Here is a 17523-nt window from a genome sequence, read left to right on the forward strand (position 1 = left end):
TTAATGGTTCAGCCGCCAGTCGTAATACTTCCATGCGATCTTTGCGGCTGTCCCGTGTGCGGCGAGAAATTCCCTGGCCGCTCCCTGGTCCAGATAGCGGATCAGAGTTTCGACGATCCCCCTCGACCCACCGAAATCGGTGCGATACCACTTGAAGATGGGGGAGAGCTTCAGGATATGATTCTCCGGGACAATCTCCACCTCTGGGCCGTTGATGAAGCCCGCCGCCGCGGTGTCGAGCTGCCGCTCGATCCGCTCCGGGGTATAGAAGTTGATGGGAGGACAGGAGGAGCTGCCGCAGACAAGTGTGAAATGGATACGGGGATCGGAGGGATCGATAATGTGCCGCAGCCTTGGATCGCCTTGGGAGAATGGCCGAAAGAGACCGTGGAACTGCCGGCGGTTCCCACGCAAGATGCCGTGTTCTATGTCATCCGGCGTGAAAGTCATCCCGCCGATTACGTAGCCGATCTTTCGGAAAAAGCCGGAGACTTCCTTGACGGATTCCTGTATCTTCAGTTCGATTATCCCGTGGATAACCAAGGTGTTATAGAGATTGACCCAGAAGGCGAGCCGCTCTTCACGGCTGTCGAGCCTTGAGAGGCCGTATTCCCGCAGAAGACGGGAACACTCCGCGTACTGCCGGTAGGCATCGGAACTGCGCATGGACTCATAGTCAACACGACCATGTTCCAGGTCGTAGAATTCTCCCTTGAGGCGATTGATGTCGCTTCTCAGGTGCGCGGCGATATCGATCTCCGGCTTCATGTCGGGGAGCGGTCCATTATTGAGTATCATCATGCCAGCCATGGTTATTCTCCCGCAATATGAGGGCATTACTCGTTATGTCATACGGTTATGCTTGCCTTTCCCGTTTTGTGGATGCCGGAACAGTCCGCGTAACGAGTCCGGTGCATGCCGTTCAACCCAGACAGGCATGAGGAAAAAAAGCAGCACCATCACTATTCCGACAACGACCGCCAGCCTGCCGTTCACCACCAACGCAGCCCCAAAATTGTTGTAGACGAACGTGAGCGGGAGCATACCGAAAAACGTCGCCAGACTGAACCGCGAGAGCGACATCTTCGTCATTCCTGCTCCGTAGCTCACCATGTCGAACGAAACCACCGGTATGAGTCGGGTGAAGAATACGACGCCGGTCAGCATCCGATTCGAACAGGCGGTACAGAAATTGATGTGCCCACGCAGAAACCTCTCGATCAGGCTTCGTCCCAGCAGCCGGGCAATCGTGAAACTTATGATCGAGCCGCCGAGTGCTCCGACAGCAGAGTAAAGCGTCCCCAGATAAGGACCGAAAAAGATGCCGGCGGCGATGTCGAGCGGCAGACTCGGCAGCGGACTGGCAACCGTCAGAGCCATCACCGCCATAAAGCCGATCGGGGCAAAACTACCCATGCGCTTCAGCTGGTCAAGTATGGCTTTCTGGCTGAATTGGTCCTGAAAACCGGCCGACTTGGCAATGAAGAGAAAAAGCACTGCCAGGATTGCGATCGATAGAAATTTTAGAGCTTGCCGTGTCCGCACAGACTCTGTCCCATTCGTTTGAACCTGAATGACGGGCCGGACTCTTTTCCGGCCCGCCGTGACCGCTACTTCTTCACCTTACCGGTGTAAAGATAATCGTTCCCCTTAACTTTGGCATGACAACCGATGCACATATCCACTTTTCCGGAAGCCTCGATTTTCCCGTCAGGGAGATATTTCATCCAGAAAATGTCCCCCGCTTCGGGATTATACCCCTTGACCTTGTACATCACCGTGACCGCGGCAAGCATCTTGTCAGGCATGTAGTTCTCCTTGACGATGATCGCCCCATTCTGCAGCCCCTTTTTCGCCTTGATCGACTTCAGTGCCACATCATTCACGTAGGTGGTGAGCAGTGCACCGTGTGGCTCCGTCCCTTTATAGAGCTTTCCCTTGCCCGGCCAGAGCTTCCAGTTTGTGTACGGCTTCTCTTTCGTCAGGTACTCGTGGAGCTTGTCGGCATCGGCTCCGGGCATGCCGGCATGGGCGACTGCCCCCATCATCAACCCTGCTGCTGCGACAACTGCAAGCATCTTTTTCATCATCCACCTCCTGGCTGCGATTATGCGGCCTGATTGCCGCACTATTGAGTCTGGGTTCACGAAACGTGCGTCTCAACATCTCAGGCACTGGATGTTCCCCTTTTCACCCCAACGCCGAATCGCCTCATTCATTTGCGCCAACCCTGCTCTGACCGACGCCCCCATCCCAAGGTTGAAGAGTGGCCCAAGAATTCCTCCAAACTCTGACCTCTGGATGAATTTCAGGCGATGAGGGGCAAGGATTTCGAGTTCGGTACAGTATTTCCAGGTAAACAATCCAGCAAACAGCAAGGTATGTTGCCAGCAGAATCTTGACTGTGGCTCCACTGTCAGCATCTTCGGTCTGACAACGAACGGACCGATTTCCGGAAGGTTAACAACCAGTTCCAACTGCTCACCGGCGTTCATTCGTCCCGTCGCCCGTTGAAACAATGGGTTCCACTGCGGGTAGAGCTTGCAATCGGAAAGCAGTTCCCAAATTCGCTCAACCGGCGTTTCAAGCGTTATTTCTGTCCGAATTTCTTTCATCTCGCACCTATGTGACACTTTCTCGATACGACCAGCATGCTCAGGCTATCTGGCCGTTCCCGTTCAATAGCGCCCTGAAAACCCTGAAAGAATTTTTCGCCTGTTGTTCGTCGCATGGTATCACCTATCTTTCGCCTAACGGTCTGCCTGCCAGAATGACAGTTCCGATAAATACGGATTTCATAAGGTGGACCCCGTTGGCTTCAAATTGCATTCAGATTTGAGTCTGGAAATCTTCACTTCATGACTCATTATCGACGAATCAGCCAATGCATGATGTAAGATGGCTTACATTTGAAAAAAAATATTGCTGTGTCTTTAACAACCAATTACTGGTTGAATCATGACAAAAGACCATGCAGATCAATGACTATGGCTGTACAGTCATCCTGCGGCGGATCGGATATCCCGAAATCAATGAGCGTGCCGAAGAGGCGCTCAAGAAATTCCATATAGTCAGCATCAGAGGTAGCCTGTAAAAAGCGCTTTAACCGGTCGAGTCCGAACTGCTCACCTGAGGCATTGGTGGCTTCGATAATGCCGTCCGTATAGAACAGAAGCCGGTCTCCCTTCGTAAAACTGAATGATTGCAGATGCATTTCCGCTGCCTCGAAAAAACCGACCGGAGGTCCAGTGGAATGAAGTTCATGGACAATTCCGTTACGCAGTACCAGCGCCGGCACGTGACCGGCATTCACATAGTGCATGTTGAGCGTTCCCGGATTGATGATGCCGTAGAACAGTGAGGAGGAAAAATACTGGTCGATGGTTTGTGAGCGCCGGGCGAAATCAACGAGGAACGTATTGACCTGCTGCATCAATTCCAGCGGAGCACAGGTTCCGAGGGTTGCCCGATGAATATAACCATAGATGAGCGACATGACCACCGAAGCATGCAGACCGTGACCGGTGACATCGCCGATGAAGAGCGACTGGCACTCATCGGGCATGGTGATGAAATCGAAATAATCGCCACCGAGCCCTGCCGCCATCCGGTTTTTGATGCCGATGCAACACCAGGTACAGACCGGCGAACTCTTGGGCAGGAGGAGTTGCTGAACCTTCTCAGCCAGATCCAGTTCCGGAGCGTCTATAATGCCATTTGCTGCCCCCTTGTTATTGCCCAACACTGGCCTCATGTTCGATGCACCCCTCGTCATGTCATCGTTTGTTGCCATACAGCTCACCCCTCTAATGTGCTACGGACATCGACACCCATCGCTGGCGTAAAACACTAAAAATCAATCTCCACCTGCAGGGAATCGAGAAATTTGTTGAAGGAGGTAAAAAGCTCCATGACGCCGAGGGCCTCGATGATCTCCGCATCCGTCGCCCCTGTCCGGCGCAGAGCGGCAAATTCCTCATCCGAAATCCTGAGCGGTGAGAAATTCGCCTTGCGGGCAAAAGCGATGAGTGCCTGCTCTTTTCCGCTGAAATCGGCTTTCTCTAGATCCTCTTCGATGGTCTTGATCTCGCTTTCGGAAACTCCGAGGGACCGCAGGGCACCCGTATGGGCAGCCACACAATAGGCGCAGCTGTTGTCTCTGGAAACGAGAACGGCAATAGTCTGCTTGGTCTTCTGACTTAGACTCCCTTCCGCCATGACCGCCTTGACCTTGCTCCAGTTGGCCCGGAGCAGAGGGAGATGGTGAGCATATGTCTTGAACAGATTCGGCACCATACCGAACGCCCCCTCTACCTCAGCGAAAATTTCCTTCACTTCAGATTCGGCAGTACCTGTCTCGATAGTTGTTATCCTTGCCATCGTCCTGTTCTCCTTTGTTGGTTGGAATGAAGTGAAAACGCCTGCTTATACTCGCAAATCAAGAGTGATCCTCAGCGTATCCAGGCACTCCCGCATGGGACGTTCATCCTTTTTTAGTCGTGACATCATGATGCCCCCTTCGATGGTGGCAATGATATGCTTGGCCAATGCTTCGTCATTGATATCAGTTCTTATCTGACCTCTTTTCTGTGCAGCTGCCACCGCCGATGCGACCCTGCTGATCCACTCGTCAAACACGCTGTCAATAGCTCCGGCAAATTCCGGATCAGAATCACTCATCTCCAGAGCGGTATTGCCAAAGATGCAGCCACCTACAAAGCCTGTAGCCAGATGCTTATCCAACGCACAGCGAAAAAAATTATCAATGCTCGCTCCGGGATTATCACCACCAAGGGCCTTGCCCAGGAACTCCATAAATTCGCCAGTCGCCTCTTTCAGAACCTCACGTGCGATTGCGTCCTTCCCGGAGAAATGAAAATAGAAGCTTCCTTTCTGCAAACCTGTAGCTACAACCAGATCATTAATTGAAGTGGCACTGAATCCCTTGGTGTTGAAGAGTTCACGTGCGGCTTCGAGAATTTTTGCTCGTGTTATCTCGCCTTTGGTTCTCATGACTGCCTCCAAAAAACCGAACGTTTGTTTTATTATTACGCGGATTATGCATTTGTCAATGTCAGACAAAAAAAGCTTGAAAACCGTATGAAATTTGACCAGAAGGGTATGGGAAAGTATCAGGCCAGAAAGAGAACATAAATAAGGGCAAAAGAAAAACCGCCGTCCCCTTGCTGGAGCGGCGGTTTTTCTTTTGAAACGGATTGGAGTCTGTCGGACTCAGGGCCTGTCAAGAAATAACTGTTACATTCTTGCATCTCATCTTCGGGCCATCTTTGACAGGCCTTCAATCGCCAAATCCTCAGCGTAGCCTTGGCTACGCCTGCGGTTTGACTCAATCAGCCCGGCCAAATCTGACCCAAATCTGAGCGCCATATTGTTACACTTATTTCTTGACAGGCCCTTAGGAATGAATCTACTGCGAGAACTACCCGATCGACATCTCCTCAGCCAGGGCCCGCCAGGCGGGAAGGCTCCTCTCGATCATCGCCTCGTCCACGCAGTAGGCGATGCGGAAAAAGCCCGGAGCGCCGAAGCCTGCGCCGGGAACGAGGAGGATGTTGTGCTTCTGCGCGGTCCTGACGAACTCCACGTCATCGGCGAGCGGCGACTGGGGAAACAGGTAGAAGGCCCCGTCAGGCTTCACCATGCGGAAGCCCATTGCCGTCAGGTTGTCGTAGAGGAGATCGCGCTTTTTCTGATAAGCGCCGATGTCCACCGAAGAGCGTTGCAGTTTCGCCACCATGCGCTGCATCAGCGCAGGCGCATTGACGAAACCCAAAGTCCGGTTGCAGAAAACAGCCCCTTCCATGAACAGCTCCACATGGGTCATGCGGGGGTTGGCGGCCAGATAGCCGATCCGCTCGCCGGGCAGCGCCAGGTCCTTGGAATGGGAGGTGACGATGACCGAATTGTCCACAAAGGTAAAAATGTTCGGCACATGCCTGCCGTCATAGGCGATGCGGGCGTAGGGCTCATCGGAAATGACGAAGATCTGCCGCTCCAGTTCCCGTTCCTTCCGCTGCACCAGGTCGCCGAGCTTCTTCAGGCTATCGGCATGGTAAATCACGCCGGTCGGGTTGTGGGGGGTGTTGATGATAATCGCCCTGGTCTTGTCGTTGATGGCTGCCTCGATGGCCGCAAGGTCCAGCTGGAAGGTGTTCCGGTCGGTCCAGACATCGCGGGGGACGCCGCCATGGTTGTCGATGTAGAATTTGTATTCGACGAAATGGGGGGTAAGAATGATTACCTCTTCACCCGGATTGAGGATGGCCTTGAGGACCACATTGAGTGCGCCGCTGGCACCGCAGGTCATGACCACTTCGGCAGCGGTCACCGGCTGTCCCGATGCCTCGGCGATCACTTCCGCCACTGCGCTCCGCGTTTCTTCGTAACCAGCGTTACTCATGTAGCGGTGCATGCCGGGCAATGGTCTCTCGGCCAGGCTGCGCAATTCATCGTAAAACTCCTGCGGCGGCTCGATGTCGGGATTGCCGATGGTGAAGTCGAAGACCTTGTCTGCGCCATGGATCTTCCTCAGCCGCTCCCCCTCTTCGAACATCTTCCGAATCCATGAAGCGCCTTCGATATACCCTTGTATCTTGGTTGCGATGGCCATTGCCGGGCTCCTCTCAGGTTTTTTTATGCCCCATTTCTATCACATCAGCCGGGAGGCGGCAAGGGACCTTTTTCAGCACCTCCACCATCTCGGCGTGAATCAGGCCGTTACTGGCAAGGACGCGGTGGTCATAGACGGAGAACGGATCGCCGGCGTGGTTGGACACCGTCCCCCCTGCCTCGGCAACGAGCAACTGCCCGGCCGCCACATCCCACGGCTTCAGCTTGCATTCCCAGTAGCCGTCCAGCCGGCCGGCCGCAACGTAGGCCAGGTCGAGAGCCGCGGCCCCGGCGCGGCGCACTGCACGGGCACACATCTGGAAATTCATGAAATTATCGAAGTTGTTTTCATTGACCCAGGTACGGTCATAGGGGAAGCCGGTGGCCAAAAGACAGTTCTTCAACGGCTGCCGGACAGAGACATGGAGGGGTCGGCCGTTGACGAACGCCCCCTCCCCTTTCACGGCGGTGAAAAGCTCGTCCATCATCGGGTGATAAACGACACCGAGCCGCACAACGCCGTCGACCTCAAGGGCAATGGAAACGCCGAACCAGGGAAAACCGTGGGCGAAATTGGTGGTGCCGTCGAGCGGATCGATGATCCACTTGCACGCGGCGCCGTTCGCTGCATAGTCGTTTTCCTCCGCCAGGATATCGTGGTCCGGGCAGGCAGCGCGGATCATGCCGACAATCAGCTCCTCGCACGCCTTGTCCACCTCGGTGACCAGGTTTATCTCCCCCTTGAATTCAATGTCGTGCTCCGACCAGAGCCGTTCCTTCTGCATCTGCCCCGCTGCCCTGGCGGCGCGGATGGCAATATCGAGATAGTCATGCACAGTTGTATTCTCCTTCCGATTCATCAACAGTCAGAGCCTTACGGGGCTCAGCCATACAGTCTTCTCAACGCGACATCGTGTCGCGATAACGGTGCCAGCCTGACCGGCGGAACGTAGTGGAGACCGGTCCTGGCGTTTGTTTTGTGTTTCGCTCTTTGACAATCATTATAATAAAAAAGGCCAGATAATTATCCGGCCTTGTAGAGTTTCAGATAGTGAAATGCTCATGTCTAGTCATCTATTATCTTGATTACGGTTAATTATCACATCTAGTATATATGAACCCTCGGATACTACTTCGTCATTTTTTGTAATCTTGGCATTAACTGTAAGCACAGACGTTTCTGCCAGTGTAAATTGAAATTTTGGCACTGGGATATGGAATATCCTTGGTCTGCCATTTGCCCCAATCATAGCTGCCATTTTAGCAAATTGGTTTTCACCTAAAGACATAGTGACTTGCATTGCAAAGTCATTTGTATCCTTTGTGATATTATCTTCGATTGTAATAAGTGATGCAAGCATAACTGGTATCTGCATATCTTGAGGAGCATCATGTGGTATGCCTATGTTAATAGAATCTCCAACAATCCCCATCAGAGATAGTTTGTTTCCTATTTCTTGCCTAATATCTTCTCCTATAATTATATTTTTTATAATCATTTTGTTATAACTCCCCATGTTGATTTAGGCTCATATGAAGATACTATGGGTGTAGCTAAAAAGCTTCCTTCTAATATTAGTTCTTTTTTACCATCTGTTGCGTTATATGATCCAGATGTATTAATTGTGTGTCTGTCAAAAAAAATACAAAGCTGTTTAAGGCGATATTTCGCTTGTGCATGTTCAGAAAAGTTATCATCGGCCAATTCGAGAAGATCAGGTGAAAACCTAATTAATCTCAGAAGTGCTAGAGCAGAGTGAGAGATACGTCCGCGTTTCCATCGTGCAGTGGTGCGATATGGTAATCTGAGCGCCTTTTCAACATAAACCATTGTTTTCCCGGATTTTACCAGGGAATCCATTAAAGCAGGTGCTGATGCAAGATTGGCCTTGGTTATGGCTTTAGTCAAGTCACGGTCATAACTGTTATCAAAATCACCTTCTTCTTCGCAATCATTGCAACGAAATTGTTCGTGAACAAATTGAACATCATTGTCAAATGGGATTGGGAAATGTTCCGTTACCGAGATTTTTTCTGTATTGTCCGAATCGCAGAAAGGGCATAGCGTTTTCATGATATTAATCCTCGTAATACTCCAAATGGATTGTGTGATAGCGAAGGTGCCTTATCCCCAACTTTAGGTGGATGAAAGGACTTGATAATCCATAGGCCGTTTGATCTTTGATAGAAGGCTAAGTAAACGTATTTGTCATTGATTCTGAAAGTGTAAGCATCAAATGGTTCATGATTTGGGCTCTTATCCAACTGCTCCGAGTTATCGAGTTCTAAGTCCGGAAAGTCATAATGAGCCAAAAAACTAAGAAGTTCTGTTTCCGTCATGAGGCTGTAGTGAAGTTTTGCATCTTCTCTGGAAGCCTTGTTGGGTTTGACTTTGCCGACAATTTTGCAGCTGGCAATAAATTTGGAAAAATTATAATGAGGGCCGTGTGATCGAGCTACCATAAGCCCTCCATTGCGTCAATATATACATTTTGTACGCTGAAATCAATTGAATTATACGTTACGTTACATCTCAAGTCAACCTCCGCATTCGACCGCATTCCAAAGCGTATATTCGATCATGTATAACGATTAAGACTTTATGCGGTGCGAAGCGGAGCCGCCGCATACACTCATGTCGTTAGAGGTTTCCTTCTACGACGATTCCGGCCATTTTCAGCTGCACCCTCCAGCGGGAACGCATGGGGGTTATCGCCTCTTCCCCGAGAAGCAGCCTACTTATAGCACGTTTCTTAATGGTTTAAAATATTTTACACCCCACATCGACTGGGGAAAAGCTGCCCTCCTTGGGACTGCAGTGATTTACCATATGCCTTTCCTGTTATTCTTCCTGCAACAGCCTGCCGTTCAGAACAACCCGGAATCCTTTAATTCCCTCATAAAAACTGGTCACACCGTAAAAACCCGGACGCTGCTTCCCGGCCGTTGCCCCGTACAGCGGCTCCAGCAGCAGGCTGTTCACGCTCCCTGCGACGAGGGCTATTTCCCGTTCGACGGCGATTTCGTCACCCGGAAGTGCAATGACTATCCTATGGGAGCCTGCTTTCAGGCGCAGATGTTTCCCGAACCTGTACCTTATCCCCTCCCCCGCCTCGGGGTCCCTGAGCAGGGTCGGTTCAATCTTTTCCGCCGACAACTCCCCCTGCACATGCATTGCCTGTCCGTCAATGTTGATAAGCAGCCTGTATTCGGGAGTACCGTGGAAGTTCTTCTCAAATGCGTAAACTCCCGGCTTGTGGGTCTTCAGGGAAGTGGCAATACGCAGGTCTGCATACCCTTGCGGCATTGGGCTTCCGTTCGGCAACTCTTGAAACACATGGGATTGTGTGTTCACCGTTGCTGTTTTTATAAGTTCCATGCTTCTCGCACAACCGCTTAATGCAACTGATGCTGCAAGCAACGCCAATGCAATCGTTCTTTTCATCACTGTCTCCTTTCCAGGTCTAAATCGATTCGTTTCACTGAGTGAACCCCTTTTGTCGATACTTCGCCGTCGGCAGGACCACGGGGCATATACCAATTCGTTTACATCTATTCTTCGACCTTTCTCTTTTCGAACCAACTGTAAACCGATGGAATGATTAACAACGTGAGCAGGGTTGAAGTAACCAATCCGCCCACAACAACCGTAGCCAGTGGTTTCTGGATTTCAGAGCCAGTTCCGCTGGCAAGCAGCATCGGCATCAAACTGAAAATTGCTATTGATGCGGTCATCAATACCGGCCGCAATCTGTCAAGACTTCCCTTCCTGATCGCTTCCTGCAAATCAAGCCCTTCTTCGCGCAGTTGCGAGATGCGTGATACCAGAACAAGCCCGTTCAAGACGGCAACGCCGAACAGGACGACAAACCCTACAGATGCCGGAACAGACAGATATTGCCCGGAGATGAAGAGAGAAAAGACGCCGCCGATCAAGGCAAACGGCAGGTTGGAAATGACCAGCAGCGCCAGGCGGATCGACCTGAAGGTGACGTACAGAAGCAGCAGGATCAAGCCGATGGCCACCGGTCCGATGATCATCAGTTTGTTCATTGCCCTCTGCTGATTCTCGAACTGGCCACCCCAGGTAAGATAGTATCCAGCCGGCAGCTTGACATTCGCTTTGATCTTCTGCTTTGCCTCGGCGACAAAACTGCCGATATCCCTGCCGGAGATGTTCATCTCGATGCCGATCCTTCTCACCCCGTCCTGGCGGCTGATCTGGGCCGGGCCTTCGATCATTTTCACCTCCGCCAGCTGTTCGAGCGGAACATTGATACCGGTTTTCGTGGTGATCAGCAGATTCTTGATCGCTTCCAGGGAATTCCTTTTTTCTTCCGGCAGACGGACCGATATATCGAAGCTGCGGTTTTCTTCATACAGCTGCGATGCCGCTTTACCGGCAACGGCAATTTCGATTACCTTTTGCACGTCGCTGATATTCAGGCCATACCGGGCAATTCTCGACCGGTCGATGTTAACGGTCAGGTACGGCTGTCCCGAAACCTTTTCCGCGTTCAGATCGGTCCCACCCTTTACAGTGGACAGGACCTTGGCTATCTCGGCCGATTTTTCACTGAGCACGTCGATATCTTCACCAAACAGCTTGAGAATCAGCTGAGCCCGGGTCCCGGCTACGAGTTCGTCGATGCGGCACTGGATCGGCTGACTGAAACCGAAGGTGATCCCGGCAATCGATTCCAAAGATTCACGCATCTCATTGGTCAGCTCTTCTTTGGAAATATCCCGTTTCCATTCACTCTTTGGTTTGAATATCCCCACATAGCCGGTCTTGTCCGAGCCCCTGGTATCCAGGGCGACGCCGGTCTGTCCGGTCCGGGACACGATGGTACCCAGTTCTGGAAACTGCTTCAGCTTTTCCGCGGCACGTTGATTCACCTCCATCGCCTTGGCCAGGGAAACACCGGGAAGCATGGAGACGTCCATGTCAAAGGAGCCTTCATCCATGATCGGGATGAATTCCGTTCCCAGCCGTGTTACCAGAAAGAGCGAGGCAACCAGGAGAACGCCCGCAACACTCAACACCATCTGCTTCCTGGTCATGGCATATTCAAGCAGCGGCAGATAGAGCCTGCTTGCATGCTTCATGATGAAGCTCTCTTTTTCCGGGTGCGGCTTCAGAAACAGGATGCAGAGGACCGGGATAACGAATATCGAAAGGAACAATGAGGCAAGCAGTGCAATCGCCACCGTTATGGCCAGCGGGCCGAACATCTTCCCTTCGATCCCTTCCAGGGAAAGAATGGGGATGAAGGTGAGGGCGATGATAAGCTCACCGAAAATGCTCGGCTTTCTGACTTCCATCACCGCTTTGAGCACGGTCAATACTTTTGGATGTTGCCCCCCCTCTTCGCTCAAATGTCGCTGGACATTTTCCACCTGGATGATGGTCGTATCGATGATCATGCCGATGGAGATGGCCAGGCCGCCGAGGGACATCAGGTTTGCGGTTATGCCGACAAGTTTCATGACAATGAATGTCGCCAACAGAGAAAGCGGCAATGCTATGAGGACGACAAGGCTCCCCCGAAAGCTGTTCAACAGGAGATACAGAACAATCAGCACCAGAATGGAGCCTTCCAGCAGCGCCTTGTTGACCGTGCTGACGCTCGCCTTCACGATGTCGCTTCGGTCGTAATAGGGAACGAGCTTGATTCCCTCCGGAAGGATATTGTTTCCGTTGATTTCCCTGACTTTTTCTTCTACCCGGCGCACAACGTCGCGGCTGTTTTCGCCGCGCAGCATCATGACGATACCACCGACACATTCATCCTTGCCGTCCTTCATGGCGGCGCCCATCCGGACCGCCTCGCCGACCTTTACCTGGGCGACGTCGCGGATATACGTCGGAGTACCACCCGGAGATTTCAGGACAATGGTTTCGATGTCGCTGACATCTTTTATCAAACCAACCCCGCGGACGATATATTGATCCGTGCCCCGCTCCAGGAGGTTGCCGCCGACGTTTTCATTGTTGCTGCCGATGGCTGAGTAGACATCGTCCACAGTTATCGCATATTTCAACAGCTTCTCCGGTGACACGATCACCTGGTACTGCTTGAAATACCCGCCAAAGGAGTTGATCTCGTTTACTCCGGCAACACTCTTCAACTGGGGGGTGACAATCCACTCCTGAATGGTTCGAAGGCTGGTCAGGTAGGCAATCTTCTGTTGCGGGTCATCCGGCATCTTACCTTCGAGCGTGTACTGGTAGATCTCGCCCATGGCCGTACCGATAGGCCCCATGGCGACCTCGACCCCCTTGGGGACCTTCTCCCGCGCCTCCGCCAATCGCTCGAACACCAACTGTCGGGCAAAATAGATATCCACATTATCCTTGAAGACAATGGTGACTATCGACAGGCCGAACTTGGTCACCGAACGCATCTGTTCGATGTCGGGCAGGCCGCGCATGGCCATCTCAATCGGGGAGGTTACGTTTCTTTCTATTTCTATTGCAGACAGACCATCTGCGTGGCTTACTACTTCAACCTGAATGTTGGTGACATCCGGAAAGGCATCAATCGGTAGTCGCAGATATGAGTACAATCCGAATGCAATGATCAGCAGCGAAAGGAATATGACCATCCCTTTCTGCCGCAACGTATAGGCTATTAATTTTTCCAGCATCGGTGTTTTCTCCTGTTGCTGTGCAGTTCAGCACCGGTTCATAACTCCCCCCGTCCCCCTCTTACCTTAAGAGGGGGCGAGAATGGCGACTTCATCGATGCTCCGCCCCAGTCACTACGTTACGTCCCTCCCCTTAGTTTAAGGGGAGGACAGGTGGGGTTACTTGCCGTGGCCATGTTCGTCCGTCATCTCGCCCTTCTTCACTTCCGACTTGAGGATGAACGCTCCCTTGACCGCGTAACGCTCACCCTCTTTAAGGCCGGAAACAATCTCGACCACGCCGCCTGTTGCCCGGCCTGACTGAATCTGGCGCGCCGCGAACTCGATTTCGCTTTCCGCGACGAAGATCACCTTCTTACCATCCAGATCCTGCAGGGCATCTTCGGGGACCGCCACCACCGGCGGCGCATCAGCCGGCAGCGCCAGTTCGACGGTGGCGAACATCTCCGGTTTCAGCTTTCGGCCAGGATTGGCTACCTCGATCCGCGCCTTGACCGTGCGGGTGGCCTCGTCAACCAGGTCGGCAATGTAGGTGATGCGGCCTTTCAGCTTCAGGTCGGGAAAGGCGCCGACACTGACGATTGCCGCCTGCCCCTTACGCACCTTGGCCAGGTCTTTTTCGTTGACGTCGACCATGACCCAGACAGAGGAAAGGTCCGCAACGGTGTAGAGGCTCTTGGAAGGGTCGGCGAGCTCGCCGACAATGGCGTGCTTCTCGGTGATAATGCCGCTGATGGGGGAGCGTACCGGCAAGAGCGGCTTTTTATGGCTTTCCCCCTTGAGGTCGGACGCTGCAACTCCATACAGGGAGAGGCGTTCTTCGTCGGTGTGCAGTTCGGTCTGGGCAGTCTTGTAGTCGGTCTCGGCCTGAAGAATATCCTTGCGGGCAGCGATCTTCTTCTCCACGAGGTTCTTGATCCGGTCCATGTTGGACTGGGCCAGGGCCAGCTTGGTCTTTGACTGGTGGTAGCGGCCCAGCGCCTCGCCCAACTCGACGCTGTCCAGGGTCGCCAGCGCCTGTCCTGCGGAAACGCTGTCACCCAGGGAGGCCTTGACGCTGACGATCTTGCCGCTGATGCGGGGCGATACGTGGGCGATCCGGTCGGCATTGGCCTCCACCTTGCCGGTAGCGCTGATAACACCGGCTAAACGTTGCTTTTTCGCCGGGACGACAACCACGCCGTTCTGCTTCTGCACTTCGGCGGTCATCTTGACACTGCCTGCCTCGCCATGTTCGTCGTGACCTTCATGGCCTTCTTCCTTGTGGCCTGCTTCCTCATGTTCCGCATGCTCCCCGCCGCCGCTTTTGGTATGGGTAGAGCGATAGTAGAGGCCGCCACCCAGGGCCACGGCGGCCAGGATAAGTCCGATGATGATTGCTTTTTTGTTCACTGCGCACCTCCGGTAAGATCGATTGCCACTGCTGTTTCAAGCTTCACGAGAGCTGTCTGCCGGTCATGCAGCGCCGTTAGATAGCCGTCGTTGACCTCAAAAAACTTCTTCTGCTCCTCGATGACGGTAAGAATCCCCACCTCGCCAAGACGGTATGCCTCCTGCACCAGCTTCAGGTTCTCTTCCAGCTGGGGGATGATCTCCCTGGTATAGATTGACAGGGATTTTTCAGCTGTGGCCAGTCTCGCAAAGGCCGCCTCCACCTCCCGTTCGGCGGTCACCCGGGCAAAGGCGTAACGGTTTTCGGCGCTACCCTTTCTGGCCTGCGCCTCGCGAATGCCTGCCTGGTTACGATCGAAAAGGGGAATGGGAATGGAGAGCTTCAGGCCGATGAGGTTATCCCGGTCCTTCACGTCGCTCCCGGCCACTTCAATGGCCGTATTTTCACGCTGATAGCCGAACCCAGCCGTGATGTTGGGAATCCTCTCGGCCTGCGCCAGGGCAATTTCAGCATCGCCTTTTGCCTTTTCGGCCTCCAGCCCCATGATGTCGGGACGTTTTGCCAGTGCCCAGCTTTTCAGCTCCCCGAGGTTTTTCGCTAAAGGCTTTGCCTCCAGTGAGCCGATAAAGCGGGCCTCCTCATTCGGAGGAAGCCCCGTGAGGGCAAGAAGCCTCGCCTTGGCCGGATAGAGCCCCCGTTCGGCCTCGACTTTTTTCCCCTCGCTCCTCGCCACCTCCACGCGGGCAAGGTTTACCTCCAGCTCCGGGATATCCCCGGCCTCAAGCCGCTGTTTCGTGACCTCCAGAAGCTGATTGTTAAGGGCTATGGAACGCTCCGCCAGTTCCACCCTCTTTCCCGCCAGCAACAGGTCATAAAAGGTGGTCTTGACCTCCTCCACGAGAAGCCGCCCGGAGTTGTCGACCTGCCGGTCGAAGCTTTCGATTTCTTTATCTGCCACTGCCAGACGCTTCCCTCTTTTGCCCATTGTCAGAAATTCCTGGGAAATGCCGACGGAGATCAGGTTTTCCGATGGGCTGCCGGAAAGTTCGCCGGTTGTCCCGTCCAGATCCAGGACCGGATTGGGGTAGAGACCGGCCTTGATCTTGCCTGCCTCCCGTATTCCCTTCTCCTCGCGGAGCGCTTTCAGCTCGCCATTGTTTTGTTGGGCAAATTCGACGGCCTGCTGGAGCGTAAAATTCTTTTCCCCGGCTAATGCCGAGCTCTCGCCGGATAAACTGCAAACGGCCTGGAGCAATAAAACTGCTCCCGTCACAGAAATTGTTCGTACCAAGACAATTACCTCCTTGTCAGTTTTATGCAGTTATGATTGGTCTGTGATTAACCGGATAGCTGAAATGGAAGGTGATAGCGCCCAAGACGCACTACTCCCTTCAGGCTTCTGGATGAAGCACTCTCTTCAGCTAGGAGCCTGTCGGACTTAGGGGAACGTAGCGAGAGGATGGAAAATCGAGGACAGATTTCCGGAAATTTGAGAACGAATAGTGAACCTATTCGTCGAAAATTTACGGGGATATGGACCGATTTGCCATTCTCGCAGTAGATTCATTCCTAAGTCCGACAGGCTCCTAGTCAGACGAGGATATGCGGGGGAATGAATTTGGATAGGTATACTTCGGGTAAGGCTTCGAATGGTTCGGAAAATACAAGAAAGGCTATTAGCGGGGAATAGCTGACCTGGACAGACTGCACGGTCAGCGAGGCGTTGCAGGAGCAGTAGCAGGACGAATCGCAATGGTGGGATTCTGAAGGTCCGTTGCCGGGACATGAGGGGCACTGCTTTTCGATCGGACTGAGGTAACTGCTGTCGTGGTCGCAATGGACATCACCGGATAGTTCCGCAGCATGCGCATTCCGGCAAAACCCGGTCACGGAAATGGCGAAGATGACGATTACCATGAATATAGAGATATATTTATGAATATGCGAGCGCATCATATGCCCATCGACATTTTGATTTGAAACAATTATTCTCGGATTATTTATGCACGATAAAACAGGACAAAGTCAAGGGTTATATGCCACTGCTCCCTTGAGCGTGCTGCGCTACAACGACAGCTTTCAAGCCGGAAGGGGAAAAAGAAGAACGAACGTGGTTCCTTCGCCGACGATGCTTTTCACCTGGATCCGCCCGCCGAGACGTTCTACGATGTTTCTGGAAATGAACAGCCCGAGGCCGGTCCCCTCGCCGGCCACCTTGGTCGTGTAGAAGGGCTCGAAGATATGTTCGACCGCTTCCGCAGCTATCCCCCTGCCGGTATCCGCCACCTGCGCCTCTAAAAACCTGCCGTCATCGGTCAAGGCGGTTTTCAGAAGGAGGGTCCCCCCTTCTTCCATCGCCTGAAGCGCATTCATGATCAGGTTGATGAAAACCTGCTTGAGCCGGTTGCCGTCGGCGGCAATGGGAGGGAGGCCATAGTCCTTCTCCTCAATGACGGAGATGGAGCGCTTCTGCGCCTCGTACTTAAGGAAGGCCATGACCTCCTGGAGCACCAGGTTGACATCCGCTTCTGCCTCAACAGCCTCTTCCTTGCGGGCAAAGGAAAGAAGGCTCCGGGTGAAATAGGAGAGACGCTGGGCCTCCAGACCTATCCGCTCCACCATTTCCTTGACGAATTCAGGCAGATCCTCTTCACGCAGGATCATCTGCGCTGCCGAGACAATTACCGAGAGCGGGGAGTTCAGCTCATGAACCATCCCGGTCGACAACATCCCCAATTCCGCCATCTTCTCGTTGAAAGCCAGCTGTTCGAGGACATGCTCATCGAGCCGTCCATCTGCACCGACATATTTTTCGAGCGGATTATTCATATATCTCCAGGCGGAAAGGT

General features: G+C 53.0%; 17 protein-coding genes. All 17 read right to left on the bottom strand.

Features of this window, described 5'->3' with window-relative positions; translation table 11 throughout:
* Nucleotides 1-810: a DUF547 domain-containing protein gene (locus tag GURA_RS17045; protein ID WP_011940165.1), complete on the bottom strand. Its 810-nt coding sequence runs from the start codon at nucleotides 808-810 to the stop codon at nucleotides 1-3.
* Nucleotides 811-843: 33 nt separating this feature from the next.
* Complete coding sequence (locus GURA_RS17050) at nucleotides 844-1545, bottom strand: TVP38/TMEM64 family protein (RefSeq protein ID WP_011940166.1); 702 nt, start codon at nucleotides 1543-1545, stop codon at nucleotides 844-846.
* Between the two features lie 65 nt (nucleotides 1546-1610).
* Nucleotides 1611-2090 carry a cytochrome P460 family protein gene (locus tag GURA_RS17055; RefSeq protein WP_198134491.1) on the bottom strand — a complete coding sequence of 160 codons (480 nt, stop codon included), beginning with the start codon at nucleotides 2088-2090 and terminating at the stop codon, nucleotides 1611-1613.
* Between the two features lie 69 nt (nucleotides 2091-2159).
* The gene (locus GURA_RS17060; RefSeq protein WP_041245522.1) at nucleotides 2160-2615 is read right to left on the bottom strand and encodes an SRPBCC domain-containing protein; all 456 of its coding nucleotides are present in this window, start codon (nucleotides 2613-2615) and stop codon (nucleotides 2160-2162) included.
* Nucleotides 2616-2956: 341 nt separating this feature from the next.
* Complete coding sequence (locus GURA_RS17065) at nucleotides 2957-3793, bottom strand: PP2C family protein-serine/threonine phosphatase (protein ID WP_011940169.1); 837 nt, start codon at nucleotides 3791-3793, stop codon at nucleotides 2957-2959.
* Nucleotides 3794-3849: 56 nt separating this feature from the next.
* Nucleotides 3850-4380 carry a carboxymuconolactone decarboxylase family protein gene (locus tag GURA_RS17070; protein WP_011940170.1) on the bottom strand — a complete coding sequence of 177 codons (531 nt, stop codon included), beginning with the start codon at nucleotides 4378-4380 and terminating at the stop codon, nucleotides 3850-3852.
* Between the two features lie 45 nt (nucleotides 4381-4425).
* Entirely contained in the window at nucleotides 4426-5013 is a 588-nt protein-coding gene (locus GURA_RS17075; RefSeq protein ID WP_011940171.1) for a TetR/AcrR family transcriptional regulator, read from the bottom strand.
* Between the two features lie 427 nt (nucleotides 5014-5440).
* Entirely contained in the window at nucleotides 5441-6631 is a 1191-nt protein-coding gene (locus GURA_RS17080) for a pyridoxal phosphate-dependent aminotransferase (protein WP_011940172.1), read from the bottom strand.
* Nucleotides 6632-6644: 13 nt separating this feature from the next.
* Nucleotides 6645-7466 (bottom strand): inositol monophosphatase family protein, encoded by an 822-nt coding sequence (locus GURA_RS17085; RefSeq protein WP_011940173.1) that lies wholly within the window; start codon nucleotides 7464-7466, stop codon nucleotides 6645-6647.
* A 234-nt stretch (nucleotides 7467-7700) separates the two neighbouring features.
* Nucleotides 7701-8129, bottom strand: a complete 429-nt coding sequence (locus tag GURA_RS17090) for a hypothetical protein (protein WP_011940174.1) — start codon at nucleotides 8127-8129, stop codon at nucleotides 7701-7703.
* Nucleotides 8126-8704 (bottom strand): hypothetical protein, encoded by a 579-nt coding sequence (locus tag GURA_RS23695; protein ID WP_011940175.1) that lies wholly within the window; start codon nucleotides 8702-8704, stop codon nucleotides 8126-8128. The genes GURA_RS17090 and GURA_RS23695 overlap by 4 nt, the downstream gene beginning before the upstream one ends.
* Nucleotides 8701-9093: a hypothetical protein gene (locus GURA_RS17095; protein ID WP_011940176.1), complete on the bottom strand. Its 393-nt coding sequence runs from the start codon at nucleotides 9091-9093 to the stop codon at nucleotides 8701-8703. Before GURA_RS17095 ends, GURA_RS23695 begins: the two co-directional genes overlap by 4 nt.
* Nucleotides 9094-9472: 379 nt before the next feature.
* Entirely contained in the window at nucleotides 9473-10075 is a 603-nt protein-coding gene (locus tag GURA_RS17100) for a hypothetical protein (RefSeq protein WP_011940177.1), read from the bottom strand.
* 107 nt (nucleotides 10076-10182) lie between these two features.
* Nucleotides 10183-13281 (bottom strand): efflux RND transporter permease subunit, encoded by a 3099-nt coding sequence (locus GURA_RS17105; protein WP_011940178.1) that lies wholly within the window; start codon nucleotides 13279-13281, stop codon nucleotides 10183-10185.
* A 159-nt stretch (nucleotides 13282-13440) separates the two neighbouring features.
* The gene (locus tag GURA_RS17110) at nucleotides 13441-14673 is read right to left on the bottom strand and encodes an efflux RND transporter periplasmic adaptor subunit (RefSeq protein WP_011940179.1); all 1233 of its coding nucleotides are present in this window, start codon (nucleotides 14671-14673) and stop codon (nucleotides 13441-13443) included.
* Complete coding sequence (locus GURA_RS17115) at nucleotides 14670-15965, bottom strand: TolC family protein (protein WP_011940180.1); 1296 nt, start codon at nucleotides 15963-15965, stop codon at nucleotides 14670-14672. Before GURA_RS17115 ends, GURA_RS17110 begins: the two co-directional genes overlap by 4 nt.
* 788 nt (nucleotides 15966-16753) lie before the next feature.
* Entirely contained in the window at nucleotides 16754-17503 is a 750-nt protein-coding gene (locus tag GURA_RS17125; protein ID WP_011940182.1) for a sensor histidine kinase, read from the bottom strand.
* Between the last annotated feature and the right edge of the window lie 20 nt (nucleotides 17504-17523).

This window comes from Geotalea uraniireducens Rf4 (genome assembly GCF_000016745.1).
GTDB lineage: Bacteria > Desulfobacterota > Desulfuromonadia > Geobacterales > Geobacteraceae > Geotalea > Geotalea uraniireducens.

Coding starts and splice junctions, on each gene's coding strand:
- GURA_RS17055 (WP_198134491.1), bottom strand. CDS start 2,090: ATGATGAAAAAGATGCTTGCAGTTGTCGCAGCAGCAGGGTTGATGATG.
- GURA_RS17065 (WP_011940169.1), bottom strand. CDS start 3,793: ATGGCAACAAACGATGACATGACGAGGGGTGCATCGAACATGAGGCCA.
- GURA_RS17105 (WP_011940178.1), bottom strand. CDS start 13,281: ATGCTGGAAAAATTAATAGCCTATACGTTGCGGCAGAAAGGGATGGTC.
- GURA_RS17070 (WP_011940170.1), bottom strand. CDS start 4,380: ATGGCAAGGATAACAACTATCGAGACAGGTACTGCCGAATCTGAAGTG.
- GURA_RS17075 (WP_011940171.1), bottom strand. CDS start 5,013: ATGAGAACCAAAGGCGAGATAACACGAGCAAAAATTCTCGAAGCCGCA.
- GURA_RS17090 (WP_011940174.1), bottom strand. CDS start 8,129: ATGATTATAAAAAATATAATTATAGGAGAAGATATTAGGCAAGAAATA.
- GURA_RS23695 (WP_011940175.1), bottom strand. CDS start 8,704: ATGAAAACGCTATGCCCTTTCTGCGATTCGGACAATACAGAAAAAATC.
- GURA_RS17125 (WP_011940182.1), bottom strand. CDS start 17,503: ATGAATAATCCGCTCGAAAAATATGTCGGTGCAGATGGACGGCTCGAT.
- GURA_RS17045 (WP_011940165.1), bottom strand. CDS start 810: ATGGCTGGCATGATGATACTCAATAATGGACCGCTCCCCGACATGAAG.
- GURA_RS17060 (WP_041245522.1), bottom strand. CDS start 2,615: ATGAAAGAAATTCGGACAGAAATAACGCTTGAAACGCCGGTTGAGCGA.
- GURA_RS17100 (WP_011940177.1), bottom strand. CDS start 10,075: ATGAAAAGAACGATTGCATTGGCGTTGCTTGCAGCATCAGTTGCATTA.
- GURA_RS17080 (WP_011940172.1), bottom strand. CDS start 6,631: ATGGCCATCGCAACCAAGATACAAGGGTATATCGAAGGCGCTTCATGG.
- GURA_RS17095 (WP_011940176.1), bottom strand. CDS start 9,093: ATGGTAGCTCGATCACACGGCCCTCATTATAATTTTTCCAAATTTATT.